Annotated in this window: 21 protein-coding genes; 13 read left to right on the top strand and 8 right to left on the bottom strand. The window is 67.3% G+C overall.

Annotation, left to right across the window (positions count from 1 at the left end; all coding sequences use genetic code 11):
- Positions 1–187: 187 nt before the first annotated feature.
- Genes JW030_RS04430 through JW030_RS04440 form a run of 3 tightly spaced genes read right to left on the bottom strand, consistent with a single transcriptional unit; the run spans position 188 to position 3,468 of the window.
- The gene (locus JW030_RS04430) at positions 188–1,387 is read right to left on the bottom strand and encodes an MFS transporter (RefSeq protein ID WP_188044525.1); all 1,200 of its coding nucleotides are present in this window, start codon (positions 1,385–1,387) and stop codon (positions 188–190) included.
- A gap of 27 nt (positions 1,388–1,414) precedes the next feature.
- Positions 1,415–2,971 (bottom strand): class I adenylate-forming enzyme family protein, encoded by a 1,557-nt coding sequence (locus JW030_RS04435; protein WP_188044524.1) that lies wholly within the window; start codon positions 2,969–2,971, stop codon positions 1,415–1,417.
- Positions 2,971–3,468 (bottom strand): MaoC/PaaZ C-terminal domain-containing protein, encoded by a 498-nt coding sequence (locus tag JW030_RS04440; protein ID WP_188044523.1) that lies wholly within the window; start codon positions 3,466–3,468, stop codon positions 2,971–2,973. The genes JW030_RS04435 and JW030_RS04440 overlap by 1 nt, the downstream gene beginning before the upstream one ends.
- 96 nt (positions 3,469–3,564) lie before the next feature.
- Here JW030_RS04440 and JW030_RS04445 point away from each other — a divergent pair, with 96 nt between their 5' ends.
- The 3 genes from JW030_RS04445 (at position 3,565) to JW030_RS04450 (ending at position 5,696) form a co-directional block, all read left to right on the top strand.
- A complete protein-coding gene (locus JW030_RS04445; protein WP_188044522.1) occupies positions 3,565–4,212 on the top strand; it encodes a TetR/AcrR family transcriptional regulator in 648 nt (215 codons plus the stop codon).
- 50 nt (positions 4,213–4,262) lie between these two features.
- Positions 4,263–4,385 carry a hypothetical protein gene (locus JW030_RS13590; RefSeq protein WP_255499037.1) on the top strand — a complete coding sequence of 41 codons (123 nt, stop codon included), beginning with the start codon at positions 4,263–4,265 and terminating at the stop codon, positions 4,383–4,385.
- A gap of 252 nt (positions 4,386–4,637) precedes the next feature.
- Positions 4,638–5,696: a magnesium and cobalt transport protein CorA gene (locus JW030_RS04450; RefSeq protein ID WP_188044521.1), complete on the top strand. Its 1,059-nt coding sequence runs from the start codon at positions 4,638–4,640 to the stop codon at positions 5,694–5,696.
- Between the two features lie 28 nt (positions 5,697–5,724).
- Here JW030_RS04450 and JW030_RS04455 read toward each other — a convergent pair whose 3' ends face one another.
- From JW030_RS04455 to JW030_RS04465, 3 genes are all read right to left on the bottom strand, one after another.
- On the bottom strand, positions 5,725–6,180 hold the full coding sequence (locus JW030_RS04455; protein ID WP_188044520.1) for a VOC family protein: 456 nt from the start codon (positions 6,178–6,180) through the stop codon (positions 5,725–5,727).
- 61 nt (positions 6,181–6,241) lie between these two features.
- Positions 6,242–7,081: an HNH endonuclease family protein gene (locus JW030_RS13655; protein ID WP_223159781.1), complete on the bottom strand. Its 840-nt coding sequence runs from the start codon at positions 7,079–7,081 to the stop codon at positions 6,242–6,244.
- Positions 7,082–7,284: 203 nt separating this feature from the next.
- Positions 7,285–8,292: a LacI family DNA-binding transcriptional regulator gene (locus tag JW030_RS04465; RefSeq protein WP_188044519.1), complete on the bottom strand. Its 1,008-nt coding sequence runs from the start codon at positions 8,290–8,292 to the stop codon at positions 7,285–7,287.
- A gap of 257 nt (positions 8,293–8,549) precedes the next feature.
- Here JW030_RS04465 and JW030_RS04470 point away from each other — a divergent pair, with 257 nt between their 5' ends.
- The 9 genes from JW030_RS04470 (at position 8,550) to JW030_RS04510 (ending at position 19,757) form a co-directional block, all read left to right on the top strand.
- Positions 8,550–10,079 (top strand): sugar ABC transporter ATP-binding protein, encoded by a 1,530-nt coding sequence (locus tag JW030_RS04470; RefSeq protein ID WP_188044518.1) that lies wholly within the window; start codon positions 8,550–8,552, stop codon positions 10,077–10,079.
- Positions 10,076–11,122 (top strand): ABC transporter permease, encoded by a 1,047-nt coding sequence (locus tag JW030_RS04475; RefSeq protein ID WP_188044517.1) that lies wholly within the window; start codon positions 10,076–10,078, stop codon positions 11,120–11,122. The genes JW030_RS04470 and JW030_RS04475 overlap by 4 nt, the downstream gene beginning before the upstream one ends.
- Entirely contained in the window at positions 11,119–12,177 is a 1,059-nt protein-coding gene (locus JW030_RS04480) for an ABC transporter permease (protein WP_188044516.1), read from the top strand. The genes JW030_RS04475 and JW030_RS04480 overlap by 4 nt, the downstream gene beginning before the upstream one ends.
- Before the next feature lie 78 nt (positions 12,178–12,255).
- On the top strand, positions 12,256–13,293 hold the full coding sequence (gene rhaS / locus JW030_RS04485; RefSeq protein WP_188044515.1) for a rhamnose ABC transporter substrate-binding protein: 1,038 nt from the start codon (positions 12,256–12,258) through the stop codon (positions 13,291–13,293).
- Between the two features lie 114 nt (positions 13,294–13,407).
- Positions 13,408–13,794 (top strand): L-rhamnose mutarotase, encoded by a 387-nt coding sequence (locus tag JW030_RS04490; RefSeq protein WP_188044514.1) that lies wholly within the window; start codon positions 13,408–13,410, stop codon positions 13,792–13,794.
- The gene (rhaI, locus tag JW030_RS04495) at positions 13,791–14,963 is read left to right on the top strand and encodes an L-rhamnose isomerase (protein ID WP_188044513.1); all 1,173 of its coding nucleotides are present in this window, start codon (positions 13,791–13,793) and stop codon (positions 14,961–14,963) included. The genes JW030_RS04490 and rhaI overlap by 4 nt, the downstream gene beginning before the upstream one ends.
- 52 nt (positions 14,964–15,015) lie before the next feature.
- Positions 15,016–17,052 (top strand): bifunctional aldolase/short-chain dehydrogenase, encoded by a 2,037-nt coding sequence (locus tag JW030_RS04500; protein WP_188044512.1) that lies wholly within the window; start codon positions 15,016–15,018, stop codon positions 17,050–17,052.
- Positions 17,049–18,485 (top strand): rhamnulokinase family protein, encoded by a 1,437-nt coding sequence (locus tag JW030_RS04505; RefSeq protein ID WP_188044511.1) that lies wholly within the window; start codon positions 17,049–17,051, stop codon positions 18,483–18,485. Before JW030_RS04500 ends, JW030_RS04505 begins: the two co-directional genes overlap by 4 nt.
- Positions 18,486–18,494: 9 nt before the next feature.
- Positions 18,495–19,757, top strand: coding sequence for an alpha-hydroxy acid oxidase (locus tag JW030_RS04510; RefSeq protein ID WP_188044510.1), 1,263 nt, complete (start codon positions 18,495–18,497; stop codon positions 19,755–19,757).
- A 123-nt stretch (positions 19,758–19,880) separates the two neighbouring features.
- Here the strand turns inward: JW030_RS04510 and JW030_RS04515 are convergent, their stop codons facing one another.
- A complete protein-coding gene (locus tag JW030_RS04515) occupies positions 19,881–21,401 on the bottom strand; it encodes an APC family permease (protein WP_188044509.1) in 1,521 nt (506 codons plus the stop codon).
- A 225-nt stretch (positions 21,402–21,626) separates the two neighbouring features.
- On the opposite strand from JW030_RS04515, the gene JW030_RS04520 reads away from it, so the two are divergent.
- The gene (locus JW030_RS04520; protein WP_206348632.1) at positions 21,627–22,361 is read left to right on the top strand and encodes a TIGR00645 family protein; all 735 of its coding nucleotides are present in this window, start codon (positions 21,627–21,629) and stop codon (positions 22,359–22,361) included.
- 3 nt (positions 22,362–22,364) lie between these two features.
- On the opposite strand, the gene JW030_RS04525 is transcribed toward JW030_RS04520, so the two are convergent.
- Positions 22,365–22,838: a hypothetical protein gene (locus JW030_RS04525; RefSeq protein WP_188044508.1), complete on the bottom strand. Its 474-nt coding sequence runs from the start codon at positions 22,836–22,838 to the stop codon at positions 22,365–22,367.
- Positions 22,839–22,885 lie beyond the last annotated feature (47 nt).

Consider the following 22,885-nt stretch of genomic DNA (forward strand, 5'->3'; position numbering starts at 1 on the left):
CGGCGCCTCAGATGTATGACAACTGTGGCCCTGCCGCAGGGTGATGATCCGAGGCAGACCGGGCCTCGCCCCGGCCCGGATCCTGCGAGAGCACACGCACAAAAGAGTAGATCTGCAGCAGATCGAACGAAAAGGGGCTTTTCGGTCATATCTGCTGCAGATCTACTCACGAGTGAAAATGGCAGCGCTACGCCACCGTCGCCTCCAGTCGGCGCCCCAGGTTCTTCGCGAACAGCAGGATCACGACGGCGAGCACGACCGAGATCACATAGGCGATCCGCATCGAGCTCAGGTCGGCGATCGGGCCGATGAGAGCCGCGCCGAGGAGGAACCCCACGTAGGTGAACGTGTTCGCGCGGGCGACGGCGACGCCGCTCGTGTCGAGCGTGCCAGCCGCGGCAAAGGCGAGCGGCGCGATCACGCAGAGGCCGCCGCCGGCGAGCGCGAAGCCGATGAGCGCCACCGCGGGCACCGGGGCGAACACCACGGCCACCATGCCGACGAGCGCGATCATCGAGCAGACCTGGATGACGCGGGTCGGGCCGAACTTCCGGATCAGGCGGTCGGCGCTGAGGCGGCCGATCAGCATCGCGGCGCTGTAGCCACCGTAGGCGAGGGCGGCGATGCTCTCGGGCGCGAGCAGGGTGTCGTGAAGGTAGACCGAGCCCCAACTCGACGCGGACGACTCGATGAAGTAGGCGGACGTCAGCACGACGCCGATGCCGACGACCGGCAGCCACGGCACGCGGACCTTGAGGGCGCCGCGCTCGACCTGGTCGGTGAGAGCCGCGCCGATCCGGGCGTGCACGAGCGCCGGGCCGTAGCGCAGCACGAACGGCATGACGAGCAGGAAGATGAGCGCGAAGAACACCCAGAGTGGCCAGCCCGCGGCGGCGGTGCCGGCGGCGGCGAGCGACGCGACGATGCCCGCGGTGCTGTAGATCGCGTAGAAGCCGACGACGATGCTCTTGCGGTACCGCTCCTGCAGCGCGACCGCCTTCATGTTCATGGTCGCGTCGACGGTGCCGAACGCGATGCCCATCACGAGCCAGGCGGGGATGAGGACGACGAGCGAGTCGGCGAAGCCGATCGCGACGAGCGCGACCAGCTCGGCGATGAGCGCCCAGCGCAGCACAATGTCGCTGTGCACGCGCTGCACCACGCTGCCGGTGATGAGTGTCGCGGCGCCGGCGAGCAGCGGCAACGCGAGGGTGAGCAGCGCGAGGGTCGAGTCGCTGAAGTCGAAGCGGTCCTTGATGGTGGGAAGGCGGGCGAAGAGCGCGCCGAAGCCGAGCCCTTGCGCGAAGAAGACGACGAACAGGGCGGTGCGGGCGCGCCGCATGCCGTCCGTGACGTGACTCAGATCAATCGATGGTGCGGTGGTCATGGTTCTCCTTTGAACCGAGATGCCGGACTAGCTGGCGTGGGCGGCGTCGCGAGCGCGGCGCCGAAGAGCGGGTTTGTCGACCTTTCCGACGGGGAGGAGGGGGAGTTCGTCGACGATGACAAACTCCTTGGGAACCTTATAGTTGGCGAGGTGTTCGCGGCAGAACGCCCGCAGCGTCTCGTCGTCGACGTGCGCCCCCGGGTGAGCCACGATATACGCCGTGCCGACCTCGCCGAAGGTGTCGTCGGGCCGCCCGATCACGGCCGACAGCGCGATCGCGGGGTGGCGCTCGAGGCACAGCTCAATCTCGCGCGGATACACGTTGTACCCGCCCGACTTGATCATGTCCGAGAGTCGGCCGACGAGGCGCAGGTTGCCGTCGGGGCGGAACACCCCGATGTCGCCCGACTTGAACCAGCCGTCGGCGGTGAAGGCGCGCTCGGTCGCCCCGGGGTCGCCGAAGTACTCGGTGAAGAGCCCCGCGTGCTGCAGCTGGATCTCGCCCTGCTCGCCCGGCTCAACCGGCGCGTCATGCGCGTCTGCGAGGCGCACGCGAATGGCAGGATCCGGGTGCCCGACGGTCTCGGCGAGCACCTCGTCGCCCGCGCCGTGCCCGGTGAACGTGATTGACGCGATGGTCTCGGTCATGCCGTACACGGCCATGAGCCCGACGCTGCGGGCGCGGAACAGCCGGATCACGTCGACGGGCAGCGGCGCGCCGCCCCAGACAACGAACTGGAGGCTCGAGAGGTCGCGCACCGCGAAGTCGGGGTGCAGCGTGATGTACTGCAGCACCGTCGGCACGTTCATGAGGTTGGTGAGGCGCAGCTCCTCGATGCGCTGCAGCATCTCGCCGGGGTCGAACGTCTCGAAGAGGGCGAGCATACCGCCCGCGATGAGCGTGGTCCCGGTGAGGTCGGCGAGGCAGGCGACGTGGTTGACGGGCAGGTTGCACGGCACCCGAGGCGCGACGATGCCGAGCACGTTCGCCTCGACGCGGGAGGCGTAGACGAGGCCGCGATGGGTGAGCACCGCGCCCTTCGGTGCCCCGCTCGAGCCCGACGTATAGACGATCGTCGCGGGGGAGTCGGGATCGACTACGGCCGGGGTGAACGGCACCGGATCCGGCAGAGCGGGAAGCTTCGCCGAGGGGGAGCCAGGCCCCACCAGGAAGCGCCCGGGCACGTCGAACTCGTCGGCGAGCGCCGCGACCTCGGCCGCCAGATCGCGGTCGTCGATCGCGGCGGGCGACAGGATGACGCGGGGCCGCGCGTTGCCGATCACGTGGGCGAGCTCGCGGCTCGTATAGCGCGGGTTCAGCCCCACCCAGACCGCGCCGATGCGATTCGCGGCGAGCAGCGCGACGAGAAACTCCGGGCGCGGAGCCGAGAGCTGTGCGACGCGATCTCCAGGGCGAACGCCCGCGGCGGTCAGCGACGCGGCCATCGCGTTCACGTCCGCATCGAGTTCGCGGTACGAGCGCACGCGGCCGTCGTGCCAGACGGCGTCGGCGTCGGGGGTCGTTCGCGCGTAGTGGCCGAGGTAGTCGGCGAAGGTACGGAGCTCGGGAAGCGTGAGCGTCATCAGCTGGCCGGGCCCGCGACGTTCGCGCCGTCTTCCCGGGTGGCGAACAGCGAGAGCCAGCGGGCGACCATCGCGGGTTTCTCGGCGCCCTCGATCTCGATGACGTTGTCGGTCTTCACGAGCACGGTGCCGTCGGGGCGCGGCTCGACCTCTGCGAGCGTCGCGACGCAGCGGATGCGCTGGCCGAGAAAGACGGGGGAGGTGTAGCGCACGCGGTCCATGCCGTAGTTGAACCCGTAGATGCCCTCGCCCGCGACGGGGCTGTGGTTGAAGTGGAACGCCGTGAGCAGGCTCGTGAGCAGGAAGCCGTCAACGAGGGAGGAGCCGAGCGGGTTGTTGCGGCTCGCCGTGAGGTCGGTGACGCTTGGGTCGAGGTAGGTCGCGTACGCGAATTGGCTGAGGTGGTCGGCGTCGATCTCGAGCCAGTCGGAGGTGAAGAACTCCTCGCCTACGTGCTCGCTCAGGTCGGTCAGGGCAATGGCGCGGCGCTGCGGCATCAGATCTCCAAAAGATAAGTAATTAGTTACCTTATTGTGTGGGTGGTGCCGGGGCGCGTCAAGAGCTGCCGGAAAAGTGGGCACTATGGTGAACTCATGCAGGAAGACTCACCTGACGCGACGGCGCGTGCCGGCACTGCGGCGCTGCGCCGTGTGCCGCGGCAGGAACGCGGCCGGCGTGCCGTCGAGTCGGTGCTCGCCGCGACCAGCGAGCTGCTCGAGGAGTCGGGGTTTGACAGCCTGACCACCGCGCTCATCGCTGAGCGCGCGGGCGTCAACATCGCGACCGTCTATCGGTACTACCCGAACAAGTTCACGATCGTGCGCGAGCTTGCGGTTGAGCTTGAGGAGGAACGGTCGATCGCCGCCGTCTCGGCCCTGCGGGTGCTCGAGGACGGCGCGAACTGGCGCGAGCCCGTGCGCCACGCAATCACGGCGATGGCCGATTTGCGCACGAGTCGGCCGGGCGCGCGCGCGATCCGTCGTGCCCTCCAGTCGTCCGCCGAGCTGTGGGACCTCGACCATGAGGTGAACGCCCGCACGGCGCGGGCGATCTCGCGTTTCTTGCGGGCGGTGCAGCCGACGCTGGGTGAGGCCGAGGCGCGAAACATCGCGCTCACGGTGGTGACCACCGTCGCGAGCCTGCTCGATCTGACGATCGACGACGCCGAGCAGGAGGCGTCGGTGCAGGCCGAGCTCATCGCGATGGTCGAGGCGTACCTGGCGAGGCGACTGGAGGGGTAGCGCAGTGGCCACGCGGAATGTGGAGTGCATCCCGCGAGAGCAGGAGACCGATGTCGGTTCGGCGAGTCTTGGGTGGGGGATTCACCGCAGTGCTGGTGTTGCTCGTCGCGGCGCGGACCGCGAAGGCCGACGCGCCCGGGCTTCGCACCCGGCCTGCAGCGATGGTACGTTAGCCGAGGCCCAACGCGGGTCGCAACACGATGGACGAACGGTGGTGGGCAGCTATGGCTGGTGATAGAACGCGCTCTGCCCCGTTCGCGGTCGTCGTGCCTGCCCAGAGCCACTAGGCCGGGCCTCGCGCCGGGGTGGCGCGCTCTCGAACCTCCCATGCGAGGTGGCAACCGGTGTACCGTCGGATTCTGACGGGCACTGTGCCCCTCGCTGCTGTCCCCACGCTCTCGTCACCTGAACAACGGAGCAAGCCCATGGCCCTCATTGACAACGCAATCTACGTCGCAGGAGCGCGCGTCTCGAGCCCGAAGAACCTCGACGAGACATACGAACAGCTCCACCAAAGCGGCGGCATGGCCTGGATTGGACTGTACCGCCCCGATGACGCCGAGATCCTCAGCGTCGCGCAGGAGTTCGCACTGCACCCGCTCGCCGTAGAAGATGCGCTCAAGGGGCATCAGCGGTCCAAACTCGAACGTTTCGGCGAGACGCTCTTCGTGGTGCTGCGCCCGGCTCGGTACCTCGACGCCGAGGAACAGGTGGAGTTCGGCGAGGTGAGCCTCTTCCTCGGGCCGGGCTTCGCCGTGACGGTCCGTCACGCCGAGAAGCCGGATCTCGCCAACGTGCGCCTCCGGATGGAGGCGAACCCCGAGCTGCTCGCGCTGGGGCCCGAAGCAGTGCTGTACGCCGTACTCGACGAGGTGGTTGACGCCTACGCGCCGGTGATTGCGGGACTCGAGAACGACATCGACGAGATCGAGGACCAGCTCTTCGGGGGCGACCCCTCGGTGTCGCGGCGCATCTACGAACTGCTCGGCGAGGTGATCGAGTTCCAGCGGGCGACGGTGCCGCTGCGCGGCATGCTCGACTCGCTGCTGCGCGGGTCCGAGAAGTATCAGGTCGAGGTCGAGCTGCAGCGCTCGTTTCGTGACGTGCTCGACCACGTCCTGCGCGTCACCGAGCGCGCCGACTCGTTCCGCGTACTGCTCGAAAACGCGCTGACCGTGCACGCGACGCTCGTGACCCAGCAGCAGAACGACGAGATGCGGCGGCTGTCCGAGGCGGGGCTGGCGCAGAACGAGGAGACCCGGCGGCTCTCGGAGGTCGGTCTCGCGCAGAACGAAGAGGTGAAGAAGATCTCGGCCTGGGCCGCGATCCTGTTCGCCCCGACGCTCGTGGGCACCATCTACGGCATGAACTTCGACCACATGCCCGAGCTGCACTGGTCATTCGGGTACCCCATGGCGGTCGCGGCGATGGGCGTGTGTGGCTTCGTGCTCTACAAGGTCTTCAAGCGGCGGCGCTGGCTGTAACGGCAGGATCCTGCCGGGTCATGTGGGGCTACCCCGCCGCGCAGAATTCGTTGCCCTCGGGGTCGCGCATGACCCACCAGCGGCCCGCCGGCCCCTGATCGACGTGCTCCACCCGGCTGGCGCCGAGCTGCTCGAGGCGCACGACGAGGCCTTCGAGATCGCCCGAGTCGTCGTGCAGATCGAGGTGCAGCCGGTTCTTGACGACCTTGGCCTCGGGGACGGCCTGGAACAAGATGCGACGGCCCTGTCCGACGCCGCTCAGGCCGTCGTAAGGCTCGTCGGGGTGTCGCACCGCGGCGAGCCCGGCGAAGCGCTGGCCTCCCGCGTAGTCGACCACGGCGGCCGGGGGCAGCTGGCCGGCGGCGAGCAGCTGCGCGATCAGCGCGCTCGGGTCCTCGACCTCGTAGCCGAGCGCGGCCGCCCAAAAGTCCGCAAGCCGATTGGGGCCGGCGCAGTCAACAACGAGCTTCCAGTGCAGGGCCATGCGGCCATCGTAGGTCGGGGGAGCGTCCGTGTGAAGTGCCCTGGCCTCGATCGAGCAGACCCTAGGCGCCGCACCCCGTGAGGACCTCGGCCATGGTGTTTCGCTCAGCGTCGGTCACCCAGAGCCCGTACCTCGCCTTCACCGCGATCTGGCGGGAAACATACTCGCAGCGGAATGCGTGATTCGGCGGCAGCCAGCTCGCCGCGTCCGAGTCGCCCTTGGACGAGTTGGTCGGGCCGTCGACGGCGAGGAGGTTCAGCGGGTCGTTCGCGAGCGCGAGTCGCTGTTCGGCACTGATCTGCTGGGCGCCCTTCTGCCAGGCATCCGAGAGAGCGACAACGTGGTCGATCTGGACGAGGGGCGAGGTCGCCTCGCCGTGCTGGAACTGCATCGCCACACCCGTGTAGGGGTCGATAAACGAGCCGGCCAGCACGACGCAGCCGTTACTCGCGAGCTGTGTCACCGTCAGGTCGCGGGCGAGCACGTCGTTGCGCGTGTTGCAGCCGTTGCGGTCGAGGTCGTACCAAGGCTGGCCGAATTGGGACTCGCGGCCGTACCCGGTCTTGGGTGCCCGGCCCTTGACCGGGAGTGTGGCAAGCTGCGCGCTCGCGGCGGCGGCATCTACGTGTGGGCGGGTAGGATCCTGCGTTACTCCGTCGGGAACAGGAGCTTCCGGAGCCGGAACCTCGGTCGAGGGAGGCGGATCCTGCCGGGCGTCGCCGGAGGCGTCTGCGGGCGCGAGAATCGAGGTGAGCTTGCCCAGCGGGTCGTCGACGATCAGCGTGCCGACGTACACGACGCCGAGGGTGATCGCGACGGTCACGAGGGCGCGGAGCCGGCGCTCGGCCTGGCGCTTTCTGCGCTGGCGGAGGGTGCGCTGGACGGACTGGCTCGCGGTCAAGCTGGGCCGAGGGGGTCAAATATGCGCATCAGTCAAGCCTAGCCGGAGCCTCCGACGCCGGTCACCGGGCGGTATGCCGACCGTTCGCAGTTTCCCCGTTCAGTTCCGCGCGTTTTTACCGTTGAGAACGCACGCAACTGACCGCGGAACCGGCGGGGTTGGCGGCACGCGGCGGTCGGCGGCAGACAAGCGGCCTGGCCGCCCTACCGCCGCCCCAGCGTCGAGTCGCGCGCGATCAGCTCGGGCTGGAAGACGATCTGCTCGCGCTGTTCGGCGCCGGCTGCCTCGCGCAGCAGCAGGTGAAGCGCCGTCTTTCCGATCTCGACGGACGGCTGGCGCACCGAGGTGATGGGCACGACCGCCGCACTCGCGAAGTCGATGTCGTCGTACCCGACGAGTGCCACATCTTCGGGGACCCGCAGCGAGCTCGTCATCACGAGGGCCTGGATCACCCCCATAGCAAGGAGGTCGTTGGCGGCGAAGATCGCGTCGGGCCGCTGCCCCTCGGGGAGTGCCGCGAGCTGCTCGGCCACGCGTCGCCCTTCGAGCACGGTGAGCGCCTCGGTCGGGTGCACGGTGAGTACCGTGTCCGCGCACTGCGCGACGACGGCCTGCGCCCCCTCGAGACGATGCGCCACCTGTTCGATGTCGAGGGGGCCGCCGATGAACGCGATCCTGCGCCGCCCGATGTCGACGAGGTGCTGGGTGGCGACCCGGCCGCCCTCGACGTCGTCGACCGAGACCGACGAGAACGAGCGGTCAGAGCTCCCTCGGTCGACGAGTACGACGGGCGTGCCGGACTCGCGCAGGCGCCAGAGCCTGCTGAGGTCCGTGCGGACGGGGGAGATGAGCACCCCCGCGACCCGCTGCTCTTCGAACAGATCGAGCAGCGCGGATTCGCGTTCGGTCGATTCGTCGCTGCCGCCGAGCAGCACGGTGTATCCCTCGCCCAGCGCCTGGTTCTGGGCGCCGTGCGCGAGATCGGTGAAGAACGGGTTGCGGGTATCGAGCACGATCAGCCCGACGGTGTGGCTGCGGCCGGCTCGGAGTTGCCTGGCGGCGTCATTGCGCACAAACCCCAGGCGCTCGATGACCGCGAGCACGCGTTCGACGGTGGCGGGCGAGACGATCTCGGGGCGATTGAGCACGTTCGACACGGTGCCCACGGAGACCCCGGCCTCGCGGGCGACATCGCGCACGTTCATGCTCATACTTTCAACCCCTCCTGCACTCGCGACAGATGAATGCCGATGTGCGGCGTCGCGACTCCGAGTCTATCCCTGGATCATTGAATCGCTTCAATAACGATGCGGGCGTTTCTTGATCTCGACTTGACGTGACCGCGGCAGCGTGCATACACTCGGCGTGACCTGCTCGTTGAAACGTTTCAGAAATCACTCGGAAACGCGTTGGAAATCGTGCAGGGTACGTCAGTTTCGCAGCCCACGCGGCAGGAAGTCTGTGATCAATGAAGACACAACACGCTCACGAGCCCATGCTCGAATTGCGCGGCGTCGCCAAGGCGTTCGGGCAGGTGATTGCGCTGCGCGATGGCAGCCTCACGCTGCACCCCGGCTCGATCCACGCCCTCGTCGGCGAGAACGGTGCGGGTAAATCCACCGTCGTCAAGATCATCGCCGGGCTGTATCGCCGCGACGGAGGGGAGATCCGGCTCGCAGGCGAGGTCGTCGATTTCGCGACCACCGCCGAAGCGAAGGACGCGGGCATCGCGGTCATCTACCAAGAGCCGACGCTGTTCCCCGACCTCTCGGTCACCGAGAACATCTTCATGGGGCGCCAGCCGCTTGGCCGCTTTCGCCGCATCGACCGCGGGCGCATGCGCACCGAGGTCGAAGAGCTCTTCGCCCGCCTCGGCGTCTCGATGGACCCCGAGCGCACGGCGGACGGGCTCTCCATCGCCGACCAGCAGATGATCGAGATCGCAAAGGCCATCTCGCTCGACGCACGCGTGCTCATCATGGACGAACCCACCGCCGCCCTCTCGGGCATCGAGGTGGAACGGCTCTTCCAAGTGGCACGGGCGCTGCGCGACGAGGGCCGCGCGCTGGTGTTCATCTCGCACCGCTTTGATGAAGTCTTCGCGCTCTGCGACACCATCACCGTCATGCGCGACGGCAGCTATGTCTCAACCACGGCCATCGCCGACACTGACCCCGACACGGTCGTCGCCGAGATGGTCGGCCGCGAAATCACCGAGCTCTTCCCCAAGACGGTCGCCGAGATCGGCGCCCCGGTGCTAGAGGTGAGTGGGCTCACGAGCCCCGGCGTCTTCACCGACATCAGCTTCACGGTGCACGCGGGCGAGATTGTCGGCTTGGCCGGTCTCGTCGGCGCAGGCCGCAGCGAAGTCGCCCGCGCGATCTTTGGCGTCGACGGCTACCGCAGCGGCAGCGTCCGCGTCGCGGGTGAGGTCGTGCCCAAGAAGCAGCCGACCGCGGCAATGCGCGCGGGCCTCGCGCTCGTCCCCGAGGATCGCCGCAAGCAGGGTCTCGTGCTTGACGAGAGCGTGGCGCGCAACACGGCCTCTGCCGTTCTGGGCTCGATTTCGAAGCTCGGCTTGGTGACGAACGGCGCCGAGATGCGGGCCGCTCGCCCCTGGTCCGAGAAGCTCGAGGTCAAGGCGAACGCGATGACCACCCTCACTGGCACGCTGTCGGGTGGCAACCAGCAGAAGGTCGTGCTGGGCAAGTGGCTCGCCACTGACCCGCGCGTGCTCATCATCGACGAGCCCACTCGCGGCATCGACGTGGGTACGAAATCAGAGGTGCACCGGCTGCTCTCGGCGCTCGCCGGGCAGGGCTTGGCGATCCTGATGATCTCGAGCGAGCTTCCCGAGGTACTCGGCATGGCCGACCGCGTCGTGGTCATGCGCGAGGGGCACATCACCGCGACGATCGACCGTTCGAACGCCACTCAAGAGAACGTCATGCGCGCGGCAACTCAGGGCGCGAACGACGAGATGGAGCCTTCCGCATGAGCCTCGTGACCGCCACCCCCGTGCAGACGGGCCCGAAGCAGAGCGGCTTGGTGACCGCGCTCGGCAAGCTGACGCGCGCCCGCGAGGCGAGCATTGTTTTGGCCGTACTCGTCGTCGTGTTCGCGGCGACGCTCAAGAACCCGAACTTCCTCTTCTCCGCTGACGGCTACCGCGACCTGTGGCTGACGCCCTCGCTGCTCGCGCTTGTCGCCGTCGGCCAGGCCGTAGTGCTCATCACTCGCAACGTTGACCTGTCGGTCGGTTCGGTGCTGGGCCTCAGCGCGTACCTGACCGGTCGGCTCTTCATTGACCTCCCGGGCCTGCCGGTCATTGTCGTGATCGCGATCGCTGTGATTTTCGGCGGTGTGCTGGGCCTCATCAACGGCGCGCTGGTCGCCTTCGCGCGAGTGCCGGCACTCGTCATCACCCTCGGCACAATGTATGTCTATCGCGGCATCAATGTCTGGTGGACGGGCTCCGACCGCATTAACGCCTCGGACATGCCGAAGTCCTTCCTGGCCCTCGGCACCGCACAGTTCCTGACGATCCCGGTGCTGACGATTATCGCGCTCGTCGTGCTGATCGCCGTCGCCTGGTGGATGAAGAACACCCGTGGCGGGCGCGAAAGCTACGCAATCGGATCTGACCCCGGCGCGGCCGAGCTCTACGGCTTGCCGGTGACGCGGCGCATCCTCACCGCGTTCGTCCTCTCGGGCGCGCTTGCCGGGTTCGCCGGCGTGCTCTACGCGGCACGCTACGGCACGATCAGTTCCCAGGCAGGATCCGGCTGGGAGCTGGAGGCGGTCGGCGCCGCAGTGATTGGCGGCGTCGCGATCTTCGGCGGCGTCGGCAGCGTCTGGGGCGCGGCGATTGGCGCGATCCTGCTCCTCACTATTAACCGTGCGCTCCCGGTGCTGGGGGTCCCCGACTTCTGGCAGCGCGCGGTCGTCGGCGTCCTCATCATTGGCGCCATTGTGCTCGACCGGTTGCTCTCGCTCCGGCAACACCGAAAGCTCATCGAAGAGCGGGAGATTCAGCGATGACCACCCTCACCACCGGTCCTGTGACGACCAGCTTCAAGCCGATCGCCAATTACGATCGACCGCTCTGGCAGCGCATCTTCATGACCCGAGAGATGGCCATCATCGCCCTCTTCCTCGTGGTCGTCGTCGTCGCGGCACTCATCGTGCCCAACTTCGACAGCAAGTTGACCATGACGTACTTGCTGCTCGATATGTTCCCGATCTTGATCATCGCGCTGCCGATGACGGCGATCATCGTCACGGGCGAGATCGATCTATCGGTCGCGAGCGTCGTCGGGCTCTCGAGCGTGCTGACCGGCGTGCTCACGCAGGCGGGGGTTCCCTTCGGGCTCACCATCGTGCTGGCCATCGTCGCCGGTGTGCTCGCAGGGGCATTGAACGGGTTCCTCGTCACCGTCGTCGGTTTACCGTCGCTCGCCGTGACGATCGGCACGCTCGCGCTGTATCGCGGGCTCGCGGTCGGCCTGCTCGGCACGACCGCGGTCACGGACTTCCCGGAGTTCTGGACCTCCCTCGCGAAGGCCAAGATCGGCGATACCGGGGTTCCGGTCGTGGTGATCCTGTTCGTGGTGCTCGCGATCGCGTTCGCGGTCATGCTCCACCTGACGCGGTTCGGCCGCGGGGTGTTCGCGCTCGGGCTGTCGCCCGACGCCGCGCGCTTCTCGGGAGTGAACGTCGAGCGCACGAAGTTCCTGCTGTTCGTGTTCTGCGGCGGGGTATCAGCCCTCGCCGGCGTGTATTACACGCTGCGCTACGGCAGCGCCCGCGGCGACAACGCCACCGGCATGGAGATGCAGGTCATCGCGGCAGTGCTGCTCGGCGGCGTCTCGATCTTCGGCGGGCGCGGCGCAATGCACGGCGTCATCGCCGGCGTGCTGCTGATCGGCGTGCTCGGCAGTGCGCTGCGCCTCGCGAACGTGACCTCCGACGTCATCAACATCATCACCGGCGTGCTGCTGATCGCCGCGGTGGTGTCGTCGAGCGTCTTTGCGGCGTTCCGCAACCGGCGACGATCCGGTCGCCCGCTGAAGCTCGCGGGCTCCACCACGCCCTAGGGCACCCTCATACCAATCCGAATGATGTACCCCCAACAGCCTCGCCCGAGGGCGAGACAACGAAAGGAAACCCGAACAATGTGGTTCAACACGCATAAGAAGGCCGGGGCAGTGCTCGCGCTGGCTGCAACGACCGCCCTCCTCCTCTCCGGTTGTGGTGCGAGCTCGGACTCAGGCAGCGACGCCGGCTCGGGCGACGGTGCTGGCGCAAGCGTGACCTTCCTGCCGAAGAACCTCGGCAACCCCTACTTCGACACGTCGAGCAAGGGTGGCAAGGCGGCTGTCGAAGAGTTCGGCGGCACCTTCAACGAGGTCGGTCCCGCTGAAGCAACCCCCGACGCACAGGTGAGCTTCATCAACACCGCGATGCAGCAGGGCGTGGGCGCGCTCGCCGTCTCGGCGAACGACCCGAAGGCCATCTGCGATGCCCTGAACGAGGCTCGCGACAACGACGTTAAGGTCGTCACGTTCGACTCGGATACCAACGTCGAGTGCCGCGACTTGTTCGTCAACCAGGCGGATGCCGAAGGCATCGCCAAGGTGCAGGTGGACATGATTACCGAGCAGATCGGTGACGCCGGCCAGATCGCCGTGCTGTCGGCCTCGGCCAACGCGACGAACCAGAACGCCTGGATCGACATGATGAAGGAAGAGCTTGCGGCGAACCACCCGGACGTCGAACTCGTCGAGGTTGTCTACGGCGACGACGACGACCAGACCTCGTTCGACAAGACTGCGGCGCTGCTGCAGACCTACCCGGAGCTCAAGGGCATCGTCTCGCCGACCACCGTCGGCATCGCGGCAGCGGCTCGCTACCTCTCGACCTCGGACGCGAAGGGCACAGTCGCGCTGACCGGTCTCGGCACCCCGAACCAGATGCGTGAGTTCGTTGAGGACGGCACCGTCACCGAGTTCGCACTCTGGAACCCGGAAGACCTCGGCTACCTGACCGCGTTCGCGGCGAACGCTCTGGTTGCCGGCGACATCACCGGTGCAGAGGGTGACACCTTCGAGGCGGGCAAGCTCGGCGAGTTCACGGTTGGCGCCGACGGCGTCGTCCTGCTGGGCGAGCCCTACCGCTTCAACACCGAGAACATCGGCGACTTCGACTTCTAAGTCGCCACGCTGGCGCAGGATCCCGGCCGGGCAGGGCCCGGGATCCTGCGCCAGCACCCAGCCAGCTGCACCACAGTGCGCCCCCACCGCACCACCGCCTGAACCGGAGAACCGATGCGCGTCTGCTTCCAAATGCAGGTCAAGCCTGACCGCCTGGCGGAGTATGCAGAGCGGCACGCGGCCGTCTGGCCAGACATGCTGCAGGCCATCGAAGACTCGGGCCGGCACAACTATTCGCTCTTTCTCCGCGACGACGGGCTGCTCATCGGCTACTACGAGGTCGAGGACGACCAGGCTGCGCAGCGGGCCCTCGAACAGGATCCGCGAACGGCCGAATGGGAAACCCAGATGGCCGAACTCTTCGTCGCCTCATCGGGCCGCCCCGACCAAGAGGCCCCCAGACTCACCGAGGTGTTCCATCTCGAAGACCAACTCTCCGGGCATCGCTCGGCCACAGATCGCGCCGCGGGCGCGTCACCAGACAGAAAGCACACACCATGAGCTCCATGCTGACTCCTGACATGCTGGCCGTTCTCGAACGCCAGGCCATCGAAGTCCCCTCCTGGGCCTACGGAAATTCGGGAACCCGCTTCAAGGTGTTCGGCACACCGGGCACCCCGCGCGACCCGTTCGAGAAGATCGCTGACGCAGCGCAGGTCCACCGCTACACGGCGCTCGCGCCGGCCGTCGCGATTCATATCCCCTGGGACCGCACCCCCGACTACGGGGTGCTCGGTGAATTTGCCGAGGCGCAGGGCGTCGAGATCGGCACCGTGAACTCGAACACGTTCCAGGACGACGCCTATAAGTTTGGCTCGCTCACGCACGAGGACGCGGCGGTGCGACGGCAGGCCATCGATCACCACCTCGAGTGCATTGACATCATGCACCAGACGGGCTCGCGCGATCTCAAGATCTGGCTCGCCGATGGCTCGAATTACCCCGGCCAGGCGGACCTGCGCGGCCGACAGGATCGCCTCCACGAGTCGCTGCAGGAAATCTACGCCCGGCTCTCGGGCGAGCAGCGCATGGTGCTTGAGTACAAGTTCTTCGAGCCGGCTTTTTACCACACCGACGTACCCGACTGGGGTACCTCGTACGCCCAGGTGGCGGCGCTGGGGGACCGCGCAATGGTCTGCCTCGACACGGGCCACCACGCGCCCGGCACCAACATCGAGTTCATCGTGATGCAGCTGTTGCGCCTCGGCAAGCTCGGCTCGTTCGACTTCAACTCCCGCTTCTACGCCGACGACGACCTGATTGTCGGTGCTGCCGATCCGTTCCAGCTGTTCCGCATCCTCTTCGAGGTGCTGCGCGGCGGCGGGCTCGACGTCGACACGCCGGTCGCGTTTATGCTCGACCAGTGCCACAACGTCGAGGACAAGATCCCGGGCCAGATCCGCTCGGTGCTCAACGTGCAGGAGATGACGGCTCGCGCGCTGCTCGTGGACCGCGAGGCGCTCTCCGTCGCGCAGCGCGCGGGCGACGTGCTCGGCGCTCACGCGCTGTTCATGGACGCGTTCCAGACCGACGTTCGCCCGGCGCTTGCCCAGTGGCGTGAGTCGCGCGGCATGGCCGGCGACCCGATGGCGGCGTACGCGGCCTCGGGCTACTTCGAGAAGATCTCTGCCGAGCGCGTGGGCGGCACCCAGGCGAGCTGGGGCGCATAGGGCGCTGCCCACCAAATTTGATTCAACGCATCACGCAGAAGGAACGCGACTCATGACGAACAACACAGCAGCTGCACTCATCGCTCGTTCGAACAGCCTCGGCGCCGATAAGAAGAACACGAACTTCGCTGGCGGGAACACTTCGGCAAAGGGCGTTGACCGCGACCCGGTCACCGGCGACGAGGTCGAGCTCATGTGGGTGAAGGGCTCTGGCGGAGACCTCGGCACGCTCACGGAGAGCGGACTGTCGGTGCTCCGCCTCGACCGCATGCGTGCGCTCGTGAATGTCTACCCTGGGCTCGCCCGCGAGGACGAGATGGTCGCGGCGTTCGATTACTGCCTGCACGGCAAGGGCGGTGCGACCCCCTCGATCGATACCGCGATGCACGGGCTCGTGAACGTGGCGCACGTTGATCATCTGCACCCCGACTCGGGCATCGCGATCGCGACAGCGGCTGACGGTGAGGCGCTCACCGCGAAGATCTTCGGCGGCAAGGTCGCCTGGGTGCCGTGGCGCCGCCCCGGCTTCCAGCTGGGCCTCGACATGCGCGCGATCCAGGAGGCGAACCCCGGCGCGGTCGGCTGCATCCTGGGCGGCCACGGCATCACCGCCTGGGGCGAGACGAGCGAGGAGTGCGAGCGCAACTCTCGCTGGATCATCGACACCGCAGCGGCGTACATCGCTGAGCACGGCTCGAAAGCGCCCTTCGGGGGCACGGTGGCCGGCTTCGAGGCGCTGCCCGAGGCCGAGCGCCGCGCGCGTGCCGCGGCCCTCGCGCCCGCCATCCGCGGCCTCGCCTCGCGCGACAAGCCCATGGTCGGCCACTTCACCGACAGCGACGCCGTCCTCGACTTCCTCGCCAGCGAGAAGCTGCTGCCGCTCGCGGCCCTCGGCACGAGCTGCCCCGACCACTTCCTGCGCACCAAGGTGCGCCCCATGGTGCTCGACCTGCCGACGACCGCGACGCTCGACGAGCAGCTCGCCCGCTTGCGCGAGGTGCACGAGGCCTACCGTGCCGACTACCGCGCCTACTATGAGGCGCACGCCGACGATGCGAGCCCCGCGATGCGCGGCGCAGACCCGCTGATTGTGCTCGTCCCCGGCGTCGGTATGTTCAGCTACGGCGTCAATAAGCAGACCGCCCGCGTCGCCGGCGAGTTCTACGTCAACGCGATCAACGTGATGCGCGGCGCCGAGTCGCTCTCGACGTACGCCCCGATTAGCGACGCCGACAAGTTCAGCATCGAGTACTGGGCGCTCGAAGAGGCGAAGCTGCAGCGGCTGCCGAAGCCGAAGTCGCACCAGGGACGCATCGCGTTCGTCACGGGCGCGGCCTCGGGCATCGGCAAGGCCATCGCCACGCGCCTTGCGGCCGAGGGCGCGTGCGTCGTCGTCGCCGACCTCGACCTCGAAAAAGCACAGGCTGCCGCGGCTGAGCTCGGAGGCACCGACGTGGCGATCGGCGTCGCCGCAAACGTGGCCGATGGGGTCGCGGTGCAGGCCGCGGTTGACGCGGCGGTGCTCGCCTTCGGCGGCATCGACCTCGTCGTGAACAACGCCGGCCTGTCGCTCTCCAAGCCCCTGCTCGAGACCACCGAGAAGGATTGGGAGCTGCAGCACGACGTGATGGCGAAGGGCTCGTTCCTGGTCTCGCAGGCCGCCGCCCGTGCGCTGATCGCGCAGGAGATGGGCGGTGACATCGTCTATATCTCGTCCAAGAACAGTGTGTTCGCCGGCCCCAACAACATCGCCTACTCGGCGACGAAGGCTGACCAGGCACACCAGGTGCGCCTGCTCGCGGTTGAGCTCGGCGAGTATGGGGTGCGCGTCAACGGCATTAACCCCGACGGCGTCGTGCGTGGATCCGGCATCTTCGCCTCGGGCTGGGGCGCGAACCGCGCCGCGACCTACGGCGTCGACGAGCAGGATCTCGGCCAGTTCTACGCGAACCGCACCATCCTCAAGCGCGAGGTTGTCCCCGAGAATGTCGCCGACGCGGTGTACGTGCTGACCGGGTCGGAGCTCTCGCGTACGACCGGGCTGCACATCCCCGTCGACTCCGGCGTTGCGGCGGCATTCCTGCGATGACGAAGCGGGCGAAGACCGCTGGGGCGGTCGCAGCGGTAGACCTGGGAGCGACGAGCGGCCGGGTCATTGTCGGGCGGGTCTTGGACGGCACGCTTGACATGCGGCACGTCTCGCGGTTCGCAAACGACCCCGTGCGCACGCGCGACGGGCTGCACTGGAACCTGCTCGAGCTCTACCGGCAGGTCGTCCTCGGGCTTTCGGCCGCCGAGCGCGAAGAGCCCGGCGAGATCGCGAGCGTGGGCATCGACTCGTGGGCGGTCGACTACGGGCTCATGCGTGGCGGACGGCTGCTCGGCATGCCGTTCCACTACCGGGACGAGCGTAACGACACGGGGGTTGCCTCCGTCCACTCGCGCATCGGCGCCCCCGAGCTCTACGCGCGCAACGGCCTCCAGCACCTGCCCTTCAACACGGTGTTTCAGCTCGCCACCGAGGGTGAACTGCTGGGCTTTGCCGACCAGATGCTGCTCGTGCCTGACCTGCTCAACTTCTGGCTCACTGGCCAGGTGGCGGCCGAGCGCACAAACGCGTCTACAACGGGCCTGCTCGACGCGCGCACGGGCGAGTGGGACCTGGAGCTCGCGCGCCGACTGGACATTCCCGAGCGCCTGCTGCCGCGGCTCATCGATGCCGGGGCGCCGGTCGGCAGGCTCATCCCAGAGGTCGCGCGAGAGGTCGGGCGCACGCTCGAGGTCGTCGCCGTGGGCTCGCACGACACCGCCTCAGCGGTCGTCGCCATCCCGAACACGGGGACCGATTTCGCCTACATCTCGTGCGGTACCTGGGGCCTCGTCGGCCTCGAGCTTGAGGCCCCCGTGCTCACCGAGGCGGCGCGCGCCGCCAACTTCACGAACGAGGGCGGCGTGGACGGTCGCACCCGCTTCCTGCACAACGTTATGGGTCTGTGGCTCGTGTCCGAATCACTGCGCCACTGGGAGCCGACGGCGACCGATGCTCAGCGCGCGAGCCTGCTCGGTGAGCTGCTCGCCGAGGCGGCGCGCGTGTCACCCGAGGTGCCGGTGTTCGACGTCAACGACCCGGCCTTCATGCCCACGGGGGACATCCCCGAGCGCATTCGCGGCTGGTATCGGGCGCACGGCGAGCGCGTTCCCGAGACTCGGGGCGAGATCGTGCGCTGCATCATCGAGAGCCTCGCCCAGGCGTTCGCCGAGGCGGTCGTCACGGCCGGGGAACTCGCTGATCACGACGTCAGCGTGATCCACCTGGTGGGCGGGGGTTCGCAGAACGCTCTGCTCTGCCAGGCGACCGCCAATCGATCGGGCAAGCGCGTCGTCGCGGGCCCGATCGAGGCCACCGCGATGGGTAACCTGCTCGTCCAGGCCCGTGCCATCGGGCAGGTGGGATCCGGCCTCGAGGCCATCCGCGAGGTTGTCCGCCGTTCCACACACGTCTCTGAATATCTGCCTGAATAGGGGTCACCCATGGTGAAACGTCAAGTACCCAACCCCAGTGAGCTTCTCGACCTGATGAAGTTCAAGAAGCCCGAGATGAATGGGCGAAAGCGTAGGCTCGACCGCGCGCTCACGATCTACGATCTGCGCACGATCGCGAAGCGCCGCACCCCCACAGCAGCCTTTGACTACACCGACGGTTCGGCCGAGGGAGAGTTGTCGCTCAGCCGTGCACGCCAGGCCTTCGAAGACATTGAGTTCCACCCCTCGATCCTGCGCGACGTGTCGAGGGTCGACACCAGCACGACCATCTTCGGCGGCCCGTCGGCGATGCCGTTTGGTATCGCGCCCACCGGCTTCACTCGCCTCATGCAGACCGAGGGTGAGATTGCCGGGGCCGGGGCGGCCGCGGCCGCGGGCATCCCGTTCACCCTCTCGACGCTCGGCACCAGCTCGATCGAAGACGTGAAAGCGGCCAACCCGAACGGTCGCAACTGGTTTCAGCTGTACGTCATGCGCCAGCGTGAGATCAGCTACGGGCTCGTCGAGCGCGCGGCCGCTGCCGGCTTCGACACCCTCATGTTCACGGTCGACACGCCAGTGGCCGGCGCGCGGCTGCGCGACAAGCGCAACGGCTTCGCGATCCCGCCGCAGCTCACCGCGAAGACCATTCTCGACGCGCTGCCGCGGCCGTGGTGGTGGTGGGACTTCCTGACGACCCCGAAGCTGGAGTTCGCCTCTCTCGCAACGACCGGCGGCACCGTCGGCGAACTGCTCGACTCGGCCATGGACCCGTCCATCTCGTTCGCTGACCTCGAGATCATCCGGGGCATGTGGCCCGGCAAGCTGGTCGTGAAGGGTGTGCAAAACGTCGCGGACGCGAAGAAACTCGTCGATCTTGGCGTCGACGGGATCATTCTCTCCAACCACGGCGGGCGTCAGCTCGACCGCGCTCCGATCCCGTTCCACCTGCTGCCCGAGGTGGTACGTGAGGTCGGCCGCGATACCGACATCGTGGTCGACACCGGAATCATGAACGGCGCCGACGTCGTCGCGTCAATCGCGCTCGGAGCAAAGTTCACGCTGATCGGCCGCGCCTACCTCTATGGACTCATGGCGGGCGGACGGGAGGGGGTCGACAAGACGATCGAGATCCTGTCGGATCAGGTCGTGCGCACCATGAAGCTGCTCGAGGTGTCGTCGCTCGAGGAACTCACCCCGGCGCACGTCACGCAGCTGCAGCGCCTGGCGCCACGGGCGAGGGTCGCGTCGGGGTTGCCGGTCGGCGAGTAGTCGGCGCCCCACCACCTACGGCAAGTGCGCAGAACCGGCCGGCTGATCCCCTCTGGATCGCCGGCCGGTTCTGCGTGTACGGACGCGGTCTGCGGCTTCGGGCGCGATCCGCGATTCCTCGGCCTACTCGTCCGGCACCAGCACCGGGGTGTCGCGGTTCAGTGACTCGCCGCGGAAGAACGCGCGCGAGCCGGGGCGCAGCGCCCACAGCCCCATGAAGACGAAGCCAATCAAGATCGCGCCGATGCCGATCACGAACGCGCCACCCACGCCGAACAGCACCGTGTAGCTGTAGTCGACGCTGATCATGTCGATTGCGGACTGCACGAAGGCGTAGCTGAGCATCAGGCCGCCGAGTGCGGGCAGGATGCCGCGCATCCAGAGGTTGCGTGCGCTGTCGCGCAGCGTGCTGCGGAAGTACCAGACGCAGGCGAAGCTGGTGATGGCGTAGTACAGCGCGACGGCGAGCCCCATCGAGGTGAGCGAGTCGGCAAGCATGTCTTCCGACAGGATCGACATGCCCACGTAGTACACGATCGCGGCGACGCCCATGATGGTGGTGGAGAACCACGGCGTCTTGAACTGGGGGTGCAGGTCGGCGAACTTCGCCGGAAGCGCGCGGTACACCGCCATCGAGAGGGTGCCGCGGGCGGTCGGCAGGATGGTGGTCTGCGTCGAGGACGCTGCCGAGAGCAGCACACCGAGCAGCAAGAACCAGCCCCACGGGCCGAAGAGGGTGCCGCCGAGGACGCTGAAGACGTCGTCGAGGTTCGTCTCGTTGGTGAGACCGAAGCCGGAATCGCCGAAGCCGGCGAACATCATGACGGCTACCGAAACGCCGACGTACAGAATGATGAGGACGGCGATGCTCGACAGCGCGGCACGGCCGGGAGTCTTGCGGGGGTTCTTCGTCTCTTCGTTCAGCGCGAGGCAGGTGTCCCAGCCCCAGTAGATAAAGAGGGCGAGCAGCACGGCTTCCATGAAGCCGGACCACGAGGTGAGCTCCGCCGGGTTGAACCAGCTCCAATCGAACGCCACCGAACCCTCGTAGCTGCCGTTGCTGGCATTGACGAGGGCGAGCACGGCGAACAGCACCATGGCAACGATCTGCACGCTGACGAGCACCATTTGGAGCCGCTCGCCGATCTGTACGCCGATGGTGCTGACAAACGTCATGATGGCCATGAAGACGACCGAGGTGGCGATCACGATGGCACGGTTGTCCGCGAACTCCTGATTGCCGAGCAGCAGCCAGAAGTACTGTCCTGAGATTTCGCCAACGTTGGCGAGCACCATGATTGAGGCGACCGCGACGGCCCAGCCGCCGATCCACCCGGTGATCGGGCCGAAGGCCTTGGTGCTCCAGACAAACGTGGTGCCGCAGTCGGGCATCTCGCGATTGAGCTCCTGATAGGCGAAGGCCGCGAACACCATCGGAATGCACGCGATGATGAACACGAGGGGCGCTTGCGCTCCGACGGCGAGAATCACGTAGCCGAGCGTTGCCGCCAGCGAGTAGAGCGGTGCGGTGGACGCAAGGCCGATGACGGTCGACCCGACCACGCCGAGCGTTCCCTGGTTCAGGCCCTTGCCGACCTTAATGTGGCCAGTTTCGGTGGCGTTGCTGAGGGTGTGTTTCGTCATGCGGCTGCTCCATCACAGTTCTTCGTTGAAGAGAGGACTCCACGAGCCTAGCCGCAATTGTCAGGGTCGTTGACATGGCGCAACGATCGCGATCGTGCGCTGGGCATCGTTAGAGGATTTCACAGTGGCGTGCGGGGCCGAATCGGCATACAGCTTCGGCAATTGTGGTACTCAGTACTATTTGAGAACATCAGGATCCGGGCCCTGCCCGTACGAAAGGCACCAGTGAGCGACTTGACGAACCACGCACCCGGCAAGAGGGGTCCCGGCCTCGCTTCCCGCACCCTCGCGGGCTTTATCTTTGCAAGCCGGTGGCTGCAGGCGCCGCTGTACCTCGGCCTGATCGTCGCCCAGTTCGTCTATGTTGTCCTCTTCTTCATCGAGCTATGGCACCTCATTGAGCGCTCGTTTATCGAGGGGCACATCAACGAGACCGACGTCATGCTCAGCGTCCTCGCGCTGATCGACGTCGTGATGATCGCGAACCTGCTCATCATGGTGATCATCGGCGGGTATGAGACGTTCGTCTCGAAGATTCGTGTGAGCGGCCACCACGACGAGCCGGACTGGCTCTCGCATGTCAACGCGAACCTGCTCAAGATCAAGCTGTCGATCTCGATCATCTCGATTTCCTCGATTCACCTCCTCAAGACCTTCATCGAGGTGGGCCGGATGGACGGCGGCATCGTCAGGGACGCGAACGGCACCGTGATCTATTCGACCGAGGGCGTCATGTGGGAGGTCGGCATTCACCTCGCCTTCATCATTTCGGCCCTCGCGCTCGCCTGGATCGACCAGATGAGCAAGAACGGCTCGGGAGCGAAACTGCACGGACTCGACGAGACGCCCATTGCCCCCGCCCCGACCAGAGCCGCGCCGGTCGCCGCAGCCGCCGTCGCGCCCGCCGCAACGTGCAACTGCGCCCACGCGCAGCCGTCGGAACCTGCCGTCAGCCGCTAGCGCCTACCAGGACCGGGACAGCCGTTTGATGCGCGCCTCGCGCATCTTCCACGTACTGAAGAGTGCGGGCCAGAACAACCAAGCGAACGGCCCGCTCGCCTCGAGGGTGTCGGACCACCCCGCTCCCGGCGCCGAGCCCGGAAGCGGCGTGACCGACATCTGGTGGTGCCAGCCATGCAGCACCGCGAGTGGGCCGGAGAGCGGGCCGCCGCGGTCGTGCATCGTGCGGGTCTCGGTGTCGCCGCGAAGGACCCGGGTGTCGGCGACCACGATGGCCTGGCGGCCCAGGGGCAGGATCCCGAGCGCGTTCAGCCCGACCACCATGCGGGTGCCGTTCTCGAGCTGAGTGGGCACTTTCCCCTCCGGGATGAGCCGGAGTAGCGAGCCGTAAACGTTCGCGATGGTGACGGGGTCGTGCATTGCCCGCCAGGCCGAATCGGCGTCGCAGGCGATCTCGAACGAGCGTGTAATTTTCACCGCAGAGCCTCCACCCGCCGGCGTCGCCCTCTCGGCAGACGCTGCCC

The sequence above is a fragment of the Leucobacter sp. CX169 genome (assembly GCF_017161405.1).
Classification (GTDB): domain Bacteria; phylum Actinomycetota; class Actinomycetes; order Actinomycetales; family Microbacteriaceae; genus Cx-87.

Bases quoted from the DNA above. Each gene is read 5' to 3' on its own strand.
- JW030_RS04430 (WP_188044525.1), bottom strand. From the start codon at position 1,387: ATGACCACCGCACCATCGATTGATCTGAGTCACGTCACGGACGGCATG.
- JW030_RS04435 (WP_188044524.1), bottom strand. From the start codon at position 2,971: ATGACGCTCACGCTTCCCGAGCTCCGTACCTTCGCCGACTACCTCGGC.
- JW030_RS04440 (WP_188044523.1), bottom strand. From the start codon at position 3,468: ATGCCGCAGCGCCGCGCCATTGCCCTGACCGACCTGAGCGAGCACGTA.
- JW030_RS04445 (WP_188044522.1), top strand. From the start codon at position 3,565: ATGCAGGAAGACTCACCTGACGCGACGGCGCGTGCCGGCACTGCGGCG.
- JW030_RS13590 (WP_255499037.1), top strand. From the start codon at position 4,263: ATGTCGGTTCGGCGAGTCTTGGGTGGGGGATTCACCGCAGTGCTGGTG.
- JW030_RS04450 (WP_188044521.1), top strand. From the start codon at position 4,638: ATGGCCCTCATTGACAACGCAATCTACGTCGCAGGAGCGCGCGTCTCG.
- JW030_RS04455 (WP_188044520.1), bottom strand. From the start codon at position 6,180: ATGGCCCTGCACTGGAAGCTCGTTGTTGACTGCGCCGGCCCCAATCGG.
- JW030_RS04465 (WP_188044519.1), bottom strand. From the start codon at position 8,292: ATGAGCATGAACGTGCGCGATGTCGCCCGCGAGGCCGGGGTCTCCGTG.
- JW030_RS04470 (WP_188044518.1), top strand. From the start codon at position 8,550: ATGAAGACACAACACGCTCACGAGCCCATGCTCGAATTGCGCGGCGTC.
- JW030_RS04475 (WP_188044517.1), top strand. From the start codon at position 10,076: ATGAGCCTCGTGACCGCCACCCCCGTGCAGACGGGCCCGAAGCAGAGC.
- JW030_RS04480 (WP_188044516.1), top strand. From the start codon at position 11,119: ATGACCACCCTCACCACCGGTCCTGTGACGACCAGCTTCAAGCCGATC.
- rhaS (WP_188044515.1), top strand. From the start codon at position 12,256: ATGTGGTTCAACACGCATAAGAAGGCCGGGGCAGTGCTCGCGCTGGCT.
- JW030_RS04490 (WP_188044514.1), top strand. From the start codon at position 13,408: ATGCGCGTCTGCTTCCAAATGCAGGTCAAGCCTGACCGCCTGGCGGAG.
- rhaI (WP_188044513.1), top strand. From the start codon at position 13,791: ATGAGCTCCATGCTGACTCCTGACATGCTGGCCGTTCTCGAACGCCAG.
- JW030_RS04500 (WP_188044512.1), top strand. From the start codon at position 15,016: ATGACGAACAACACAGCAGCTGCACTCATCGCTCGTTCGAACAGCCTC.
- JW030_RS04505 (WP_188044511.1), top strand. From the start codon at position 17,049: ATGACGAAGCGGGCGAAGACCGCTGGGGCGGTCGCAGCGGTAGACCTG.
- JW030_RS04510 (WP_188044510.1), top strand. From the start codon at position 18,495: ATGGTGAAACGTCAAGTACCCAACCCCAGTGAGCTTCTCGACCTGATG.
- JW030_RS04515 (WP_188044509.1), bottom strand. From the start codon at position 21,401: ATGACGAAACACACCCTCAGCAACGCCACCGAAACTGGCCACATTAAG.